Genomic DNA, 16,005 nt, shown 5'->3' on the forward strand with positions numbered 1-16,005 from the left:
GGCTTCGGCGCTGGAGGGGTGCTTGCCCGGCAGGGCCGACACGCCGGGCCCACCCGAAGAGCCACATGAAAGCCTCCCAGACCCTCATCTCCACCCTCAAGGAAGCGCCCTCCGACGCAGAGGTCGCCAGCCACCGGCTGATGATGCGCGCCGGCTTCATCAAGCGGCTCGGCGCCGGCATCTACAGCTACATGCCTCTGGGCCTTCGTGTGATCCGCAAGGTCGAGGCCATCATCCGAGAGGAGATGGTGCGTGCCGGCGCCGTGGAGTTGCTGATGCCCGTGGTTCAGCCTGCCGAGTTGTGGATGGAGACCGGCCGCTTCCAGGCCTACGGCCCCGAACTGCTGCGCGTGAAGGACCGCCACCAGCGCGACTTCGTGATCCAGCCCACGAGCGAAGAGGTCATCACCGACATCGCCCGGCAGGAGTTGCGCAGCTACAGACAACTGCCGCGCAACTTCTTCCACATCCAGACCAAGTTCCGCGACGAGCGTCGGCCGCGCTTCGGCCTCATGCGGGGCCGCGAGTTCACGATGAAGGACGCGTACTCCTTTGACCGTGACAAGAACAGCGCGCTGAAGAGCTACCAGCTCATGTTCGAGGCCTACAGGCACATCTTCGACCGCTTCGGCCTGCAGTACCGGGCCGTGGCTGCCGACACCGGCGCCATCGGCGGCGACGCCTCGCACGAGTTCCAGGTGATCGCCGACACGGGGGAGGATGCGATCGTCTACTGCCCCAACAGCGACTACGCCGCCAACATCGAACTCGCCGAGGCCCTGCCGCTCATCGTGCAGCGTGGCGCGGCCACGCAGGAGATGGCGCAGACCCCCACGCCCGGCAAGAGCACCTGCGAAGACGTGGCGGAGCTGCTGAGGCTGCCGCTGGCGCAGACCGTGAAGTCCCTGGTGCTGGCGACCGACGAGCTCGACGACAAGGGCGACATCGCCAAGACGACGGTGTGGCTGCTGCTCGTGCGCGGCGACCACAGCCTCAACGAGGTGAAAACCGGGAAGGTGCCGGGCCTGAAGGCCGGCTGGCGCTTCGCCACCGTGGCCGAGATCGAGGCGCACTTCGGCTGCAAGCCCGGCTACCTGGGGCCGATCGGCCTGAAGATGCCCGTCAAGGTCGTGGCCGACCGCACCGTGGCGAACATGGCCGACTTCGTCTGCGGCGCCAACGAGCCCGACGTCCACCTGACGGGCGTCAACTGGGGCCGCGATCTGCCCGAACCCGATCTGGTGGCCGACATCCGCAACGTCGTGGTCGGCGACCCCAGTCCCGATGGTCAGGGCGCGCTCGCCATTCAGCGCGGCATCGAGGTGGGCCATGTCTTCTACCTCGGCACCAAGAAGTACAGCGTGCCGATGGGTGCCACTTTCCTGGACGAGAACGGCAAGCCCCAGCCCTTCGAGATGGGTTGCTACGGCATCGGCGTGACGCGCGTGCTGGGCGCGGCCATCGAGCAGAACTTTGATGAGCGCGGCATGATCTGGCCGGCGGCGATTGCGCCTTTCGAGTGTGTGATCTGCCCCATCGGCATGGACCGCAGCCCCGACGTGAAGGCCGCCGCGGAGCAGCTGCACGACGAGCTGGCTGCCGCCGGCATCGACGTGGTGCTCGACGACCGCGGCGAGCGCCCCGGGGCCATGTTCGCCGACTGGGAACTGATCGGCGTGCCGTTGCGACTGGTGATTTCCGACCGCGGCCTGAAGGCCGGTACGGTGGAGATGCAAGGCCGGCGCGACAGCGGCGCCACCGTGGTGCCGCTGGCCGAGGCGGCCGCCAAGGCCGTGGCGGCGCTGCCCGCTCGCCACTGAGCGGCTGGCGACCCGCCGAGCCTGTGTCGAGAGGGGTTCGCGAGCCACTCCCGGATGCGCTGCGTGCGCTGGCGCTGCTGGGCGTGCTCGTGGTCAATGCCGCAGTTTATCTCAGCAGCCCCTGGGGCGCCTTGCTGGGCGACGCGGCCGCGCGGGCGGGCGGTGCTGCGCGGCTGCTGCAGGGCTTGTGCGCTTTTCTTGTCCAGGGCAAGGCGTATCCCATCCTGGCCTTCCTGTTTGGCATGAGCCTCGCGATGGCGCTGGCCAGCCGGCCGCAGGCTGAGGCCCTGGAGCGCGCGCGGTCGCGCCAGCGCTGGCTGCTGGTGCTCGGGGTGCTGCATGGCGTCTTCATCTACTTCGGCGACATCCTCACCATGTACGCGCTGATCGGTGGGCTGGTGCTGCGCCACGCCACGGCGCCCTGGGGGCGCTTGCGCCGGGTGCTGCGACGCGCGCTCATCTGGGCCCTGGTGGTGGGTGCCGTGGCGGCCGTGGTGGTGCTGGCGGGCCTGGCATGGGCTCCGGCCGCCGACCTCGGCGCAGACGCCGAGCCCAACTTCACCGACGTGGCCAGCTGGCCCGAGTTCTGGCGGCTGAACGCCGAGGGCTATCTGTTCATCCAGGTCGGGACCCTGTTCATCGGCTTCGCCCTGCTGCGACTGCTGATGCTGGCGGGAGTTGCCGCGGCGCGCCTGCGCTGGTTGACGCATCGGCGCTGGGAGCAGCAGCGCCTGCAGCTGCTGCGCCGTTGGGCCTGGCCTGCGCTCGTGCTCAATGCGGTCTATGGCCTGGGCTATGTCGTCTTCGGCGGCGACCGCGCCGCCCTGGGCATGGTTGAGCTGCTGGGCTTTTCGGTCGGGCCGCTGCTGTCGATGGTGATGGTGACCGCACTGGCCCAGCATGCGCGGCACGCGCGCTGGCCGCAGGCACTGGCACCCTTGGGCCAACGCACGCTCACGCTGTACGTGGGCCATGGCCTGTTCTGCGTGCTGCTCTTCAGCGGTGTCGGGCTGGGTCTGCAGCCAGGCCCCTTCGGCCTGCTTGCATTCGCGCTCCTGCTGTGGGCGGCGGCCGGGTTGGCAGCGCACACGAGCGGCAAGCGCCGTTGGCCGCTCGAAGCCTGGATGGCCTGGGCAATCCGGCGATGACCAGCCGCCGTGCCTGCCTGAGCCTGCCGCTGCTGCTGTTGCCCGGCCGCACGGCCCAGGCTGGCGCCCAGTTGGAGGAGCCGCTGTCGGACGCCGTGCGCACGGCCCTGTCGGCCGCGGTGTCCGAGCGCGCGCCGCCCAAGCCCCGCTTCGCGAGCACGGACGAACGCATGGCCTATCTGCGCTGGCTGGGCGCGGCCAGCGACCGCCTCAAGCGGCGCAAGGCCGAGCACCACGTGCGCATCGAGTTCCTCGAGACCTTGTGGTACGAGAGCCGCCGCGCCGCCCTGGAGACGGCGCTGGTGCTGGGACTCATCCAGGTGGAGAGCGGCTTTCGCAAGTACGCCATCAGCCGCGCCGGCGCGCGGGGCTACATGCAGGTGATGCCGTTCTGGGCGCGCTTGATCGGCGAAGGTGACGAACGCAGGCTCTTCTATACCCAGACGAACCTGCGTTTCGGCTGCGTGATCCTGCGCCACTACCTCGAGCGCGAGCGCGGCGATCTCGTCATGGCGCTGGGCCGCTACAACGGCAGCCACGGCCGCATGGAGTACCCCAAGCTCGTGTTCGGCGCGCGCCGGCAGTGGGACCTCCCCAGTGCCTGACGCCGCGCTGCCGGGCTACAGCCCCTTCCAGGCCTTGGGTGCGGCGCTGGCAACGCCCACCAGGGCCAGCACGCGTTCCACGCCTTCGGCGACCATCTCGTCGATGCTGGCCGGTTTCAGGTAGAAGGCCGGCAGCGGCGGGAAGACGATGCCGCCCATCTCGGTGACGGCCGTCATGTTGCGCAGGTGGGCCAGGTTGAAGGGCGTCTCGCGCACCATCAGCACCAGCCGCCGCCGCTCCTTGAGCGTGACGTCGGCAGCCCGCGTGAGCAGGTTGTCCGACAGGCCGTGCGCGATCGCGGCCAGCGTCTTCATCGAGCACGGCGACACCACCATCGCTGCGGTGCCGAAGCTGCCGCTGGCGATGCAGGCGCCCACGTCGCCAGGTGCGTAGGCGTGGTCCGCCAGCGCCTCGAGCTCGCCGCGCGCGAGGCCCAGCTCGTGGTGCACGTTGAGCACGCCCGAGGGCGTGGCCACCAGGTGCGTCTCCACGCCCAGCGCCCGCGCGCGCTTGAGCAGCGTCACCGGGTACAGCGCGCCCGTGGCGCCGCTGATGCCCACCACCAGGCGGGCGGGCAGGGCCGCCGTCACCTCAGGTTTTCGCCAGCAGCTGCTGCAGCTCGCCCGACTGGTACATCTCCATCATGATGTCCGAGCCGCCGACGAACTCGCCGTTGACGTAGAGCTGCGGGATCGTGGGCCAGTTGGCGTAGTCCTTGATGCCCTGGCGGACCTCGTCGTCCTCGAGCACGTTGAAGGTGCTCACGCCGCTGGCGCCCGCGGCCTTGAGGAGCTGGATGGCGCGGCCAGAGAAGCCGCACTGGGGGAACTGGGCCGTGCCCTTCATGAAGAGCATGACCTTGTGGCCCTTGACCATCTCGTCGATGCGCTGCTGGACGTCGCTCATGGTGTTGCTTGATTGGCTGCGGAACAGGGCTGGGATCGTAGCGCCGCGCGGGAGTCAACGCAGCGGGCAGGGCGGGTGCATCGGGCGGACGGGTCAGTCGTGCGGCCGTCGGCCGCCGGTGCAGCGGGGGTGGCCGGCGAGGTCTCGCCGGTGGCCGAGGGCCTCGAAGCCGGCCGCCGCCAGCAACGCGGCCACGGCCTCGGCCTGCTGGAAGCCGTGCTCCAGCAGCAGCCAGCCGCCGGGCGCCAGATGCGCCGCGGCGCCGGTCACGATGGCGCGCAGGTCGGCCAGCGCATCGCCCGCAGCGGGCACCAGGGCCGTGCGTGGCTCGTGGCGCAGCGCCGGCAGGTGGGGGTCGTCGGCGCCCAGGTAGGGTGGGTTGCTCAGCACCAGGTGCAGCTGCGGCGCGGCCAGCGGCTGCCACCATGAGCCCTGCAGCCACTGCACCGGCAGGCCCAGCCGCGTGCCGTTGGCGCGTGCCACGGCCAGGGCGTCGGCGCTGGCGTCCACGGCGCGAAGCACGGCGCGCGGGCAGGCACGGGCCACGGCCAGCGCGATGGCACCGCTGCCGGTGCCCAGGTCGGCCACCTGGGGCGTGGTGATGCCGCTCAGTTCGTTGGCCAGCAACTCGAGCGCCCAGTCGACCAGCGTCTCGGTGTCGGGACGCGGATCCAGCACGGCCGGGCTCACCTTCAGTTCCAGACCGTGGAAGCCGCGCCAGCCGGTGAGGTAGGCCACGGGCTCGCCGGCGGCGCGGCGGCGCAGCAGGGCGCGCAGCTGCTCAGCCGTCGTGGCGTCCAGCGGCTCGTCGGCGTGCGCCAGCAGCCAGGCGCGCGGCCGCTGCAGCACGCAGCTGGCCAGGGCCTGGGTGTCGAAGCGGTCCAGGCCCAGCGCGCGGGCCTCGTGCAGCAGCTGCGCGAGCGTGGCCTCAGCCACCGCCGCCACCCCCCAGCTCGGCCAGCTGCTCGGCTGCGCGCGCGGCCACCAGCGCGTCGATGACGTCGCCGAGGTCGCCGTCCATCACCTGCTGCAGCTTGTACAGCGTGAGGTTGATGCGGTGGTCGGTCAGCCGGCCCTGCGGAAAGTTGTAGGTGCGAATGCGGTCGCTGCGGTCGCCGCTGCCGACCAGGCTCTTGCGTGTGGCGGCTTCCTTGGCGGCGCGTTCGCTGGCTTCCTTTTCGCGCAGGCGCGCCTGCAGCACGGCCATGGCCTTGGCCTTGTTGCGGTGCTGGCTGCGGTCGTCCTGGCACTCGGCCACCAGACCCGTGGGCAGGTGCGTGATGCGGATGGCGCTGTCGGTCTTGTTGACGTGCTGGCCGCCCGCACCGCTGGCGCGGAAGGTGTCGATGCGCAGCTCGGCCGGATTGAGCGTGATGGCCTCGGCCTCATCGGGCTCGGGCATCACCGCCACCGTGCAGGCTGATGTGTGGATGCGGCCCTGGCTCTCGGTGGCGGGGACGCGCTGCACGCGGTGGCCGCCGCTTTCGAAGCGAAGCTTGCCGTAGACGCAATCGCCCTCGACACGCAGCACCATCTCCTTGTAACCGCCCTGTTCGGAATCGTTCTGCGACAGCACCTCGGTGCGCCAGCCCTGACGCTCGCAGAATCGCAGGTAAAGGCGCGCCAGGTCGCCGGCGAACAGCGCGCTCTCGTCACCGCCGGTGCCGGCGCGGATCTCGAGGAAGGCGTTGCGCTCGTCGTCGGGGTCCTTGGGCAGAAGGGCGGTCTGCAGCTCGGCTTCCAAGCCCTGCATCTCGGCCTCGGCGCTGGCGATTTCTTCTGCGGCCATGGCCGCCATCTCGGCGTCGTCGCCGTCCAGCAGCTCGCGCGCCGCGGCGGCGTCGGCCTCGCGCTGGCGATAGCGCTGCCAGCGCGTGACGATGCCCTGCACCTCGGCCTGCTCGCGCAGCAGGGCGCGGTAGCGCTGGGCGTCGGCGGCCACGCCGGGGTCGGACAGCGTGGCGTCGAGCTCGGCCAGGCGCAGGGCCAGGCGCTCGAAGCGGTTGCGCAGGGTGGGGTTCATGGGGCAGGCAGGCCAGGACGCACGGCCCGGCCAAGGCGCGCCGCAGAGCACGCCGACCCGGCCGTGCCGGTGCTAACGGGAGGAGGCGTCGCCGCCGGGGCGGCCGGAACGCAGGAAAAGGCGCGACACCGTGTCGACCAGACGCAAGCGCTCGGCACCCTCGGCCGCGTGCAGCTCGGCCATGGTGCCGTGCAGCATCTTGTGCGTGAGACCGCGACTCAGGGCCTCGAGCACGGTCTCGATGGACTCGCCCTTGGCCAGCAGCTTCTTGGCGCGGTGCAGCTCCAGTGCCACCCAGTCGTCGGCCTGGCGGTTGAGCGCCTGGATCAGCGGCACGGCAGCGCGTTGATCCAGCCAGTGCTGGAAGCTGCTGACACCGGCGTCGATGATGGCCTCGGCCTGCTGCACGGCGGCCTGACGCTTGTCGGAGGCACTCTGCACCAGCGTGGAGAGGTCGTCGACGGTGTAGAGGTAGACGTCCGGGAGTCGCGCGACCTCGGGTTCGATGTCGCGCGGCACGGCCAGGTCGACCATGAACATCGGCCGCCGGCGGCGCGCCTTCAGCGCCCGCTCCACCGCGCCCAGACCCACGATGGGCAAGGTGCTGGCGGTGCAGGAGACGACGGCGTCGAACTCGTGCAGCCGGTCGGGCATGTCGGCCAGGCGCATGGCCTCAGCGCCGAAGCGTGCGGCCAGCTTCTCGCCGCGCTCGAGCGTGCGGTTGGCCAGCGCGATGGTCTTGGGCGTGCGCGCCGCAAAGTGAGTGGCCACCAGTTCGATCATCTCGCCGGCACCCACGAACAGCACCTTGATCTGGGCGAGGTCTTCGAACAGCTGCGAGGCCAAACGCACCGAGGCCGCCGCCATGCTCACGCTGTGGGCGCCGATCTCGGTGGAGCTGCGCACCTCCTTGGCCACCGAGAAGCTGCGCTGGAAAAGCTGGTGCAGCGTGGTGCCCAGGGTGCCGGCTTCATCGGCCAGGCGCACGGCCTGCTTCATCTGGCCCAGGATCTGCGGCTCACCCAGCACCATGCTGTCCAGGCCGCTGGCCACGCGGAAGGCGTGGCGCGCGGCGGCGCGGTCTTCCATCACGTAGCTGTGCGACTGCAGCTGATTCGGCGCGATGCCGCCCTGGGTGGCCAGCCACTCCACCGCGGGCCGCACCAGCTCGGCCGCGCCGGTCGGCGTGGCGCTGGCCACGTAGAGCTCGGTGCGGTTGCAAGTGGATACGAGCGCCGCCTCGGGCACCGCCCGCTGCAGCTGCTGGCGCAGGGCCTGCAGGGCCGGGGCCGTCTGTTCGGGCGCAAAGGCCAAGCGGCCGCGGAGGTCCAGCGGGGCCGTGGTGTGATTGAGCCCGAGGGCGATGACGCTCACGCCACAATTGTAGGAGTCGACAGACCGCCGCACCACCCCGGGGCGTCGATGCCATTTTGTCCTGGTCAAACCTGCGATCCAGCCGATGGGCCCGCTCGACGCTGTCTGGCATCTTGCCAACCTCTTCCTGCCTGCGCTGATGCTTGGCACGCTGGCGGCCGCGCTGGCCAAGCTGCTGTGGCGGCGTGAACTGGCCGGCGTGCCCTGGCGTCGGCTGGCGGTTGCAGCCGCGGCCGCGGCCGCGGCAGTGGTGCTGCTGGGCGTGGTGGTGTTCGGCCGCGACGGCCGCATGGCCACCTATGCCGGGATGGTGCTGGCGACGGCCGGCGCGCTGTGGTGGCGGGGCTTTGGGCCGGGGCGCTGAGGCGCCGATGGCTTCAGGCTGCAGCCGGCTCGTCTTGCAGCACCGGCGTGCCACGCAACGAGTGCGGCAGCGCCTCGGTGATGCGCACGTCCATCATCTGCCCCACGAGCCGCGGCGACTGAGGCCCGCCGTCGAAGTTGACGATGCGGTTGCACTCGGTGCGCCCCATCAGCTCGGCGGCATTCTTCTTGGACGGCCCTTCGACCAGGATGCGCTGCACCGTGCCGACGCGGCTGGCGCTGATGCGCCGCACGTTGGCCTCGATGGTGGCCTGCAGGTGCTGCAGGCGCTTGAGCTTCGCGGCCTGCGGCGTGTCGTCGGCCAGCGTGGCGGCGGGCGTGCCCGGGCGCGGGCTGAAGACGAAACTGAAGCTGGCGTCGTAGCCGATGTCCTCGATGAGCTTCATCATCCTGCCGAAGTCTTCTTCGGTCTCGCCGGGGAAACCGACGATGAAGTCGCTCGAGAGGCTGATGTCGGGCCGCACGGCACGCAGCTTGCGGATCGTGCTCTTGTATTCCATGGCCGTGTAGCCGCGCTTCATGGCCATGAGGATGCGGTCGGAGCCGTGCTGCACCGGCAGGTGCAGGTGGCTCACCAGCTGGGGCACGCGGGCGTAGACGTCCACCAGCCGCTGCGTGAATTCGTTGGGGTGGCTGGTGGTGTAGCGGATGCGCTCGATGCCGGGGACTTGCGCCACCAGCTCGATGAGCAGCGCAAAGTCGGCGATTTCGGCCGTGTCACCCATGGCGCCGCGGTAGGCGTTGACGTTCTGCCCCAGCAGTGTCACCTCCTTCACGCCCTGCTCGGCCAAGCCTGCCACCTCCACCAGCACGTCGTCCACCGGGCGGTGCACCTCCTCGCCGCGCGTGTAGGGCACGACGCAGTAGCTGCAGTACTTGCTGCAGCCTTCCATGATCGACACGAAGGCGGAGGCGCCTTCCACGCGTGCCGGCGGCAGGTGGTCGAACTTCTCGATCTCGGGGAAGCTGATGTCCACCTGCGGCCGCTGCTGCTGCGCGCGGGCCTCGATCATCTGCGGCAGCCGGTGCAGCGTCTGCGGGCCGAACACCAGGTCGACGTAGGGCGCGCGCTCGATGATGGCCGCGCCCTCCTGGCTGGCCACGCAGCCGCCCACGCCGATCAGCACCCCTTTCTTCTTGAGGTGCTTGACGCGGCCGAGGTCGGAGAAGACCTTCTCCTGTGCTTTCTCGCGCACGCTGCAGGTGTTGAAGAGGATGAGGTCGGCGGCCTCGGGGTCGTCGGTCTTCTCGTAGCCCTGGGCGGCGCTCAGCACGTCGGCCATCTTGTCCGAGTCGTACTCGTTCATCTGGCAGCCGAAGGTGCGGATGAAGACCTTCTTCGGGGCCTGGGCGTCGGTCGGGTTCATGGCTTGATCCAGGTTTGGGCGGCGCTGTCAAAACGCCAGGCGGCGGCCTCGGCGGGCGTCGATGGCCAGGGCTTGCGCGCGGCCTCGGCCGGTGTGAGCAGCCAGACGTCGAGCAACTGACCTTGCAAGTCGCGGGTGTAGTGCACCCGCAGTGTCTGGCCAGTGAGCTGGCCGCTGAGCACGATGCGGTTGCCGGCATCGCGGATGCGTGCGCCGGGTGCCAAGCTCGCCGGCTGCCGATTCAGCAGGACCAAGGGCGGCGCTGTGAGGACGAGATCGCCGCGCAAGGCCGTGGCCGGAAAACTCCGGTTGGGCTGGGCCAGGGCGGTCGTGGCCGCGGCGGCCAAGACGAGCGCGGCGGCAAGCAACGGGGCACAGCGGGGCATGGTGTGGATCCAGGGGCTGTGGTGCTCTGCCCGGCGGGCGGAGCAAAAACGGCCCGAGGGTGACTCGGGCCGTCGCTGTTCTGGTGGCGCTTCAGGGATTTGAACCCCGGACCTGCGGATTATGATTCCGTCGCTCTAACCAACTGAGCTAAAGCGCCTGAACGGTCGAGTATAGCCCGCAGCCTTCGGCGGGTGTGAAGAGCGCCCACCGTCCGCAGCCGCAGGTGCCATCCCGATGTTCAGCTTCTTCCGCAAGAAGGCGCCGCCGACCGCCGCCAGCCCCGGTTCCGCACCGCCGGCCCAGCCGCCGGCCCTGACCGCAGCCGGGCAGGATGCCGAGCCGGTTGCGGCCCCGCCACCCGAAACAGGCGCTGAGCGCAGCGGCTGGATCGGCCGCCTCGCCCAGGGCTTGCGCAAGACCGGCTCCAGCCTGGCGAAGGTCTTCACCGGGACGAAGATCGACGACGCGTTGTACGAAGAGCTCGAGTCGGCGCTGCTGATGGCCGATGCCGGCGTTGCGGCCACCGAGGTGCTGCTCGCCGACCTGAAGCGCCGCGTCAATGATCACAAAGCCACCGATCCGGCGTCGGTGAAGCTGCTGCTGGCCGATGCCATCACCGAGTTGCTGGCGCCGCTGGAGAAGCCGCTCGTGGTGGGCGAGGCCACGCCGACGGTGATCATGGTGGTGGGCGTCAATGGCGCCGGCAAGACCACCAGCATCGGCAAGCTGACGCGCCACCTGGCCGAGTCCGGAGCCCAGGTGCTGCTGGCGGCCGCCGACACCTTCCGCGCTGCGGCGCGCGAGCAGCTTGCGGTGTGGGCCGGACGTAACCGCGTCCAGATCGTCAGCCAGGAAGGCGGCGACCCCGCCGCCGTCAGCTTCGACGCCGTGCAGGCCGGCCGGGCCCGCGGCTGCGACGTGGTCATCGCCGACACCGCCGGCCGCCTGCCGACGCAACTGCACCTGATGGAGGAGCTGAAGAAGATCCGCCGCACCATCGCCAAGGCTCAGGAGGGTGCGCCGCACGAGGTGCTCCTGGTGGTGGACGGCAACACCGGCCAGAACGCGCTGGCCCAGGTCAAGGCCTTCGATGCCGCACTGGGGCTGACGGGCCTGGTCGTCACCAAGCTCGACGGCACGGCCAAGGGCGGTGTGCTGGTCGCCATCGCGCGCTGGGGTGCGACGCGGCCGGGCGGGCCGGTGCCGGTGTACTTCGTCGGCGTGGGCGAGAAGCTCGAGGACCTGCAGACTTTCCACGCGCGCGAGTTCGCGCAAGCGCTGCTTGGCTGACGCCGCGGCGTCAGCCACCTTCTGGCAGCACTTCCTCGATGTCGGCCACCGGGATCAGCGGCACCGTCAGCACAAGCACGGTCAGCGGTGCCGCGTAAGGGGGGAGGATCGCCATCCGGATGGGTGCAGGGGTTGCGTCAAGGACGAATCCCCAACTTCGACCGCCGCGGTCCCGGCCTCGAGGGTCACGGGCAGAAAAGGCGTCTCGGAGTGTCAGCGCAGGGCGTTCAGCGCGGCATGCCGGGGAAGCCGCCGCCCGGACCTCCGCCGCCCATCCCGCCGCCGAATCCGCCCCCCATCCGCTTCATCATCTTCATCATCCCGCCGCCCTTCATCTTCTTCATCATTCCCTGCATCTGCTCGAACTGGTTGAGCAGGCGGTTCACCTCCTGAACCGGCACGCCCGCACCGGCCGCGATGCGGCGCTTGCGGCTGGCCTTGAGGAGCTCGGGCTTGCGGCGTTCCAGCGGCGTCATCGAGTGGATGATGCCTTCCATGCGGCGCACGTCTTTCTCGGCCTTGCCGAGGTCGGCGCCCTGGGCCCTGGCGGTCAGCTGGCTGGGCAGCTTGTCCATCAGCCCCGACAGGCCGCCCATCTTCTTCATCTGGCTGATCTGGGCGAGGAAGTCCTCGAGGTCGAAGCCGCCGCCGCTCTTGACCTTCGCGGCCAGCTTCTGCGCCGAGGCGATGTCGACGCCCTTTTGCACCTCCTCGACGAGCGCGACGATGTCGCCCATGCCCAGCACGCGGCCGGCGTGGCGCTGGGCATCGAAGACCTCCAGTCCGTCGATCTTCTCCGAGATGCCGGCGAACTTGATCGGCGCGCCCGTGACCTGCCGCACCGACAGCGCGGCGCCGCCGCGGCTGTCGCCGTCGAGCTTGGTGAGCACCACGCCGGTGAGCGGCAGCGCGTCCTTGAACGCCCGGGCCGTGTTCACCGCGTCCTGACCCTGCATCGCGTCGACGACGAACAGCGTCTCCACGGGGTTGAGCGCCGCGTGCAGCTCGCGGATCTCGGCCATCAGGGCCTCGTCGATGGCCAGGCGGCCCGCGGTGTCCACCAGCAGCACGTCGACGTAGTGGCGCCGGGCGTGGTCGAGTGCGGCCAGGGCGATGTCGCGCGGCTTGTCTGTCGGCTGCGACGGGAACCACTCGGCCCCCGCCTGCGCCGTCACCGTCTTGAGCTGCTCGATGGCCGCCGGCCGGTAGACGTCGGCCGAGACGGTGAGCACTTTCTTCTTGCGCTTCGTGATCAGGTGTTTGGCGAGCTTGGCGGTGGTCGTCGTCTTGCCGGCACCCTGCAGGCCGGCCATCAGGATCACAGCCGGCGGCTGCGCGGCGAGGTTGAGGTCCGAGACCCCCTCGCCCATGGTCGCTGCGAGCTCCTTGTGCACGATGCCCACCAGCGCCTGGCCCGGGTTCAGCGAGCCCACAACCTCGGCGCCCAGCGCCTTGTCCTTGACGCGGGCGATGAAGTCGCGCACCACGGGCAGCGCCACGTCGGCCTCGAGCAGCGCCATGCGCACCTCGCGCAGCATGTCCTGCACGTTGCCCTCGGTGATGCGGGCCTGGCCTCGCATCGTCTTGACGAGCCTGGAGAGCCGATCGGTGAGGTTGCTGGCCATGGGCGCGCCGAAGTGAGGGGTTGGGGCAGGTGCCGCATGGCACACTGACGGGCATGATTTTATCGACCGGCTCCCCCATGCTCGCCCCCGGTGGCGGGCTGTTGCTGGTGCTGGTGGCCTCGGGCCTGTATCTGCTGGCCACGGTGCCGGCGGCGTCTTGGGGCCGCCTGTCGCTGGTGGGCCTGCTGGGTGGCTTCGTGCTGCATGCCCTGCTGCTGCTCATTGACATCGGCGGCTTGGGCCAGCCCACGCCGGGTGCCCGTCTGGGCTTCGGTCCGGTGCTGTCCACCGCCGTGTGGATGGTGATCGCGGTTTACACCGTCGAAAGCCGGCTGCTGCCCGTGCCGGTGGTGCGGCAGTGGCTGGGCCTGACGGGAATCGTGGCGGTGCTGCTGGCAGCCACCTTCCCGGGCGATCCACGCGTCATGCACTCGGCGCTGGCGCCATTGCACTTCGCGCTCGGGGTGGGTTCGTACGGCCTCTTCGGCGCCGCCGTTTTGCACGGTCTGTGGCTGGATGCTGCCGAACGTCGGCTGCGCGGCAGTGGCGCCGCCGCGCTGGCGCGCGGCCCGGCGCCGGGCTTGCCGCTGCTGCAGCTCGAACGCATCACCTTCCGTTTCGTCGAGGTTGGCTTCCTGGTCCTCACGGCCACCTTGGTGTTGGGTCTGGTCTCCACCTTTCTCGCCCCGCAGGGCCGCTGGATCGAGCACAAGACGGTTTTCTCGGTGCTGGCCTGGGCGGTCATCGGGGGGCTGCTCTTGGGCCGCCGGGTTCGTGGGTGGCGGGGCCGCCAGGCCACGCGCTGGCTCTATGCCGGCGCAGTGCTGCTCCTGCTGGGTTATGCCGGTTCACGCTTCGTGCTCGAGGTCGTGCTCGGCCGCGCTGCGGTCTGACGGTGTTTGGCATGGGCAGCCCTCCCCGATGAAGTTCGTCGTCCTGCTGCTCGTGTTCGTGGGTGCGCTTGCCTGGCTCGCGGTGTCACGCCGACAGCGCCCGCCCGACCTGCCGCCGGTGCCGCTTCGCCCCGGCAAAGACGATGAGCGCATCGAGGCACCGCAGGCGATGGTCACGTGTGCGCACTGCGGCGTGCACGTGCCGCAGGCTGATGCCTTGTTCGACGCCGCCGGCCACCCCTATTGCGGCGAGGGGCACCGCCAGGCAGGGCCGCGCCGCAGCGGCTGAGCGCCGCGGCCATCGGCGATGGACCCTCGCGATGCCGACCGTCGCCGTGGCGACCGCCGCCGCGCCGGCCTGCGCGCTGCCGAGCAGCGACCCATCGACGATGGCGGTAGCGACGCCTTCGGGCCCACCCGCAGCGCGCCGACGGCCGGTGACAGCCGCTTTTTCGACCGCCAGGTGCATCGGTTGCGCCACGCCCAGGACGCGGCCTTTGCGCGCGTGGTGCGCACTTACATTGCAGCGCGCGCCGCCCTCGGGCTGAGCGTGGTCGCGGTGCAGGGCATCAGCGCCTGGACCGGCGCCCGTCAGCCCGAATGGGCCGTCCTGGTGACGCTGGCCTACGCCGCCCAGGCCATCTCGTTGTGGCTGCTTCCGCGCCTGGGCGCGCTGGCCGAGCCGGTCAGCGAGAGTTCGCAGCGGCGTCGTCAGTGGTGGTCGACCATCGGCATCGACTTGCTGGCCTTCTCGGTGCTGCACCTGAACGAGGTCGGGACGTCGTTCAACTATGCGGCGTTGCTGGTGTTGCCCGTGCTGATGGCCGGCGTGCTGACCTCGCGCGCACGCGCACTCGGCACCACGGCGTTGGCCACGCTGATGCTGCTGGCATCGGCCTGGGAACACGGGGGCGACTCACCGACCTTGATCCTGCAGTCCGGCCTGGCGAGCATCGGCTTGTTCGTGATCGTGCTGCTGGCCAGCGAGCTGGCCAGCCGCCTCGCGCGCGAGGAAGCGGCCGCACACGACAGCCTGGAGCTGGCACGTCAGCAGGCCCGGCTCAACCGCTTGGTGATCGAGGAGATGGTCGACGGCGTTCTGGTGGTCGACCGAACGCTTCAGGTGCGCGCTGCCAACCCGGCGGCGCGCGCGCTGCTGGTGGATCAGGGGCTTGCGCCCCCGGCGCCGTTTTCGCTGGACCGGTTGCCGGCCTGGGCCGCGCTGTGGCAGGCCGCGCAGCAAGCCGTGGCCAGCGGCCAGTGGCCAGAGGCCGGTCAGGACGTGACGCTCGGTGTCGGCCAGGGCCACACGCGCACACTGCGGCTGCGCGTGCGCTTCATGCGCAAGTGGGCAGCCGACGTCGCAGGCTCCGAGCCGGCGGCCGTGCTCTTGCTTGAAGACCTTCGAACGCTGCAGGCGCGGGTCCGCCAGGACAAGCTGGCCGCGATGGGCCGCGTCTCCGCTGGCATCGCGCACGAGATCCGCAACCCGCTGGCGGCCATCGCGCAGGCCAACGCGCTGCTGATGGAAGACCCGCTGACGCCGGGGCAGCAGCAGCTTGCTGCCATGGTGGACGACAACGTGCAGCGCCTGAAGCGGCTGGTCGACGACGTGATGGAGGTGGCACCCGGTTCCCTGCCGTCGCCGCAGGCCGTGGACGCGGCAGCGGTGGTGGCGCAGGCTGCGGCCGACTGGGTGCGCACGCAGGGCCTGTCGATGGGCCCGGCCAGCCCGCTGCGCGCCGAGTTGCACGCCAGTCCGCTGGGTGTGGACTTCGACCCCGAGCACCTGCGCCGCGTGCTGGTGAACCTGCTCGACAACGCGCTGCGGCACGCCAGCGGCGAGCCCGGTTCGGTGGTCCTGCGCCTGCTGGCCCTGGACGAACGGCTCGCGCTGCTGTCGGTGCTGTCCGACGGTGCCCAGATTGCGCCCGAGGTCGAGCGGCGGCTGTTCGAGCCGTTCTTCTCGACCCGCAGCCGCGGCACCGGACTCGGCTTGTATATTTGCCGCGAGCTGTGCGAACGCTACGGCGCCAGCATCGAGTACCGTCCCCTGCCCGCGACCGAGCGGCTGCGCAACGAGTTCGCGGTGCGCATGCGCCGAACGACCCTCACAGGGTCTGCGTCCGCGCCCGCGCTGCCGCTGGCCTGATTGGCTCCTTGAGCGAACCCGCCGCCCGTG

The 16,005-nt window shown here is 70.4% G+C and carries 16 protein-coding genes and 1 tRNA gene; 8 read left to right on the plus strand and 9 right to left on the minus strand.

Translation table 11 applies throughout. The annotated features are described in order from the left end of the window. Window positions 1-65: 65 nt before the first annotated feature. From KA711_08000 to KA711_08010, 3 genes are read left to right on the plus strand one after another with little or no spacing between them, the layout of a single operon-like run. Window positions 66-1,820: a proline--tRNA ligase gene (locus tag KA711_08000; GenBank protein ID MCM0608927.1), complete on the plus strand. Its 1,755-nt coding sequence runs from the start codon at window positions 66-68 to the stop codon at window positions 1,818-1,820. A 23-nt stretch (window positions 1,821-1,843) separates the two neighbouring features. Then, a complete protein-coding gene (locus tag KA711_08005; GenBank protein ID MCM0608928.1) occupies window positions 1,844-2,968 on the plus strand; it encodes a DUF418 domain-containing protein in 1,125 nt (374 codons plus the stop codon). Next, window positions 2,965-3,573 (plus strand): lytic transglycosylase domain-containing protein, encoded by a 609-nt coding sequence (locus tag KA711_08010; protein ID MCM0608929.1) that lies wholly within the window; start codon window positions 2,965-2,967, stop codon window positions 3,571-3,573. Before KA711_08005 ends, KA711_08010 begins: the two co-directional genes overlap by 4 nt. Before the next feature lie 15 nt (window positions 3,574-3,588). Here KA711_08010 and KA711_08015 read toward each other — a convergent pair whose 3' ends face one another. From KA711_08015 to KA711_08035, 5 genes are all read right to left on the minus strand, one after another. After that, window positions 3,589-4,152, minus strand: a complete 564-nt coding sequence (locus KA711_08015) for a UbiX family flavin prenyltransferase (GenBank protein MCM0608930.1) — start codon at window positions 4,150-4,152, stop codon at window positions 3,589-3,591. A gap of 13 nt (window positions 4,153-4,165) precedes the next feature. Continuing rightward, window positions 4,166-4,480, minus strand: coding sequence for a Grx4 family monothiol glutaredoxin (grxD, locus tag KA711_08020; GenBank protein ID MCM0608931.1), 315 nt, complete (start codon window positions 4,478-4,480; stop codon window positions 4,166-4,168). A gap of 93 nt (window positions 4,481-4,573) precedes the next feature. Beyond that, window positions 4,574-5,416 (minus strand): peptide chain release factor N(5)-glutamine methyltransferase, encoded by an 843-nt coding sequence (prmC, locus tag KA711_08025; GenBank protein MCM0608932.1) that lies wholly within the window; start codon window positions 5,414-5,416, stop codon window positions 4,574-4,576. After that, a complete protein-coding gene (prfA, locus tag KA711_08030) occupies window positions 5,409-6,503 on the minus strand; it encodes a peptide chain release factor 1 (protein ID MCM0608933.1) in 1,095 nt (364 codons plus the stop codon). Before prfA ends, prmC begins: the two co-directional genes overlap by 8 nt. A 72-nt stretch (window positions 6,504-6,575) precedes the next feature. Next, window positions 6,576-7,877, minus strand: a complete 1,302-nt coding sequence (locus tag KA711_08035) for a glutamyl-tRNA reductase (protein ID MCM0608934.1) — start codon at window positions 7,875-7,877, stop codon at window positions 6,576-6,578. Between the two features lie 85 nt (window positions 7,878-7,962). Here KA711_08035 and KA711_08040 point away from each other — a divergent pair, with 85 nt between their 5' ends. Next, the gene (locus KA711_08040) at window positions 7,963-8,241 is read left to right on the plus strand and encodes a hypothetical protein (protein ID MCM0608935.1); all 279 of its coding nucleotides are present in this window, start codon (window positions 7,963-7,965) and stop codon (window positions 8,239-8,241) included. Window positions 8,242-8,254: 13 nt separating this feature from the next. Here the strand turns inward: KA711_08040 and miaB are convergent, their stop codons facing one another. The 3 genes from miaB to KA711_08055 all read right to left on the minus strand — a co-directional run bounded on the left by miaB (window position 8,255) and on the right by KA711_08055 (window position 10,172). Beyond that, the gene (miaB, locus tag KA711_08045) at window positions 8,255-9,628 is read right to left on the minus strand and encodes a tRNA (N6-isopentenyl adenosine(37)-C2)-methylthiotransferase MiaB (protein MCM0608936.1); all 1,374 of its coding nucleotides are present in this window, start codon (window positions 9,626-9,628) and stop codon (window positions 8,255-8,257) included. Continuing rightward, window positions 9,625-10,014 carry a hypothetical protein gene (locus KA711_08050; protein ID MCM0608937.1) on the minus strand — a complete coding sequence of 130 codons (390 nt, stop codon included), beginning with the start codon at window positions 10,012-10,014 and terminating at the stop codon, window positions 9,625-9,627. The genes miaB and KA711_08050 overlap by 4 nt, the downstream gene beginning before the upstream one ends. A gap of 81 nt (window positions 10,015-10,095) precedes the next feature. Beyond that, window positions 10,096-10,172, minus strand: a tRNA-Met gene (locus KA711_08055). A 77-nt stretch (window positions 10,173-10,249) separates the two neighbouring features. Between KA711_08055 and ftsY the strand changes: the two genes are divergently transcribed. After that, a complete protein-coding gene (gene ftsY / locus KA711_08060; protein ID MCM0608938.1) occupies window positions 10,250-11,305 on the plus strand; it encodes a signal recognition particle-docking protein FtsY in 1,056 nt (351 codons plus the stop codon). Window positions 11,306-11,532: 227 nt separating this feature from the next. On the opposite strand, the gene ffh is transcribed toward ftsY, so the two are convergent. After that, a complete protein-coding gene (ffh, locus tag KA711_08065) occupies window positions 11,533-12,930 on the minus strand; it encodes a signal recognition particle protein (GenBank protein MCM0608939.1) in 1,398 nt (465 codons plus the stop codon). A 77-nt stretch (window positions 12,931-13,007) separates the two neighbouring features. Here ffh and ccsA point away from each other — a divergent pair, with 77 nt between their 5' ends. The 3 genes from ccsA to KA711_08080 are packed head-to-tail and all read left to right on the plus strand — an operon-like array spanning window position 13,008 to window position 15,975. Continuing rightward, a complete protein-coding gene (gene ccsA, locus KA711_08070; GenBank protein ID MCM0608940.1) occupies window positions 13,008-13,823 on the plus strand; it encodes a cytochrome c biogenesis protein CcsA in 816 nt (271 codons plus the stop codon). Window positions 13,824-13,851: 28 nt separating this feature from the next. Next, the gene (locus tag KA711_08075) at window positions 13,852-14,112 is read left to right on the plus strand and encodes a hypothetical protein (protein MCM0608941.1); all 261 of its coding nucleotides are present in this window, start codon (window positions 13,852-13,854) and stop codon (window positions 14,110-14,112) included. 18 nt (window positions 14,113-14,130) lie between these two features. After that, entirely contained in the window at window positions 14,131-15,975 is a 1,845-nt protein-coding gene (locus tag KA711_08080; GenBank protein MCM0608942.1) for a histidine kinase, read from the plus strand. Window positions 15,976-16,005: the final 30 nt, after the last annotated feature.

Origin of the sequence: Ideonella sp. WA131b (assembly GCA_023657425.1) — a bacterium.
Taxonomy (GTDB): Bacteria; Pseudomonadota; Gammaproteobacteria; order Burkholderiales; family Burkholderiaceae_C; genus Rubrivivax.

What these genes read in the sequence shown, in the direction of transcription:
- KA711_08000 (MCM0608927.1), top strand. Translation starts at nt 66, where the DNA reads ATGAAAGCCTCCCAGACCCTCATCTCCACCCTCAAGGAAGCGCCCTCC.
- KA711_08010 (MCM0608929.1), top strand. Translation starts at nt 2,965, where the DNA reads ATGACCAGCCGCCGTGCCTGCCTGAGCCTGCCGCTGCTGCTGTTGCCC.
- grxD (MCM0608931.1), bottom strand. Translation starts at nt 4,480, where the DNA reads ATGAGCGACGTCCAGCAGCGCATCGACGAGATGGTCAAGGGCCACAAG.
- prfA (MCM0608933.1), bottom strand. Translation starts at nt 6,503, where the DNA reads ATGAACCCCACCCTGCGCAACCGCTTCGAGCGCCTGGCCCTGCGCCTG.
- KA711_08040 (MCM0608935.1), top strand. Translation starts at nt 7,963, where the DNA reads ATGGGCCCGCTCGACGCTGTCTGGCATCTTGCCAACCTCTTCCTGCCT.
- miaB (MCM0608936.1), bottom strand. Translation starts at nt 9,628, where the DNA reads ATGAACCCGACCGACGCCCAGGCCCCGAAGAAGGTCTTCATCCGCACC.
- KA711_08050 (MCM0608937.1), bottom strand. Translation starts at nt 10,014, where the DNA reads ATGCCCCGCTGTGCCCCGTTGCTTGCCGCCGCGCTCGTCTTGGCCGCC.
- ftsY (MCM0608938.1), top strand. Translation starts at nt 10,250, where the DNA reads ATGTTCAGCTTCTTCCGCAAGAAGGCGCCGCCGACCGCCGCCAGCCCC.
- ffh (MCM0608939.1), bottom strand. Translation starts at nt 12,930, where the DNA reads ATGGCCAGCAACCTCACCGATCGGCTCTCCAGGCTCGTCAAGACGATG.
- ccsA (MCM0608940.1), top strand. Translation starts at nt 13,008, where the DNA reads ATGCTCGCCCCCGGTGGCGGGCTGTTGCTGGTGCTGGTGGCCTCGGGC.
- KA711_08075 (MCM0608941.1), top strand. Translation starts at nt 13,852, where the DNA reads ATGAAGTTCGTCGTCCTGCTGCTCGTGTTCGTGGGTGCGCTTGCCTGG.
- KA711_08080 (MCM0608942.1), top strand. Translation starts at nt 14,131, where the DNA reads ATGGACCCTCGCGATGCCGACCGTCGCCGTGGCGACCGCCGCCGCGCC.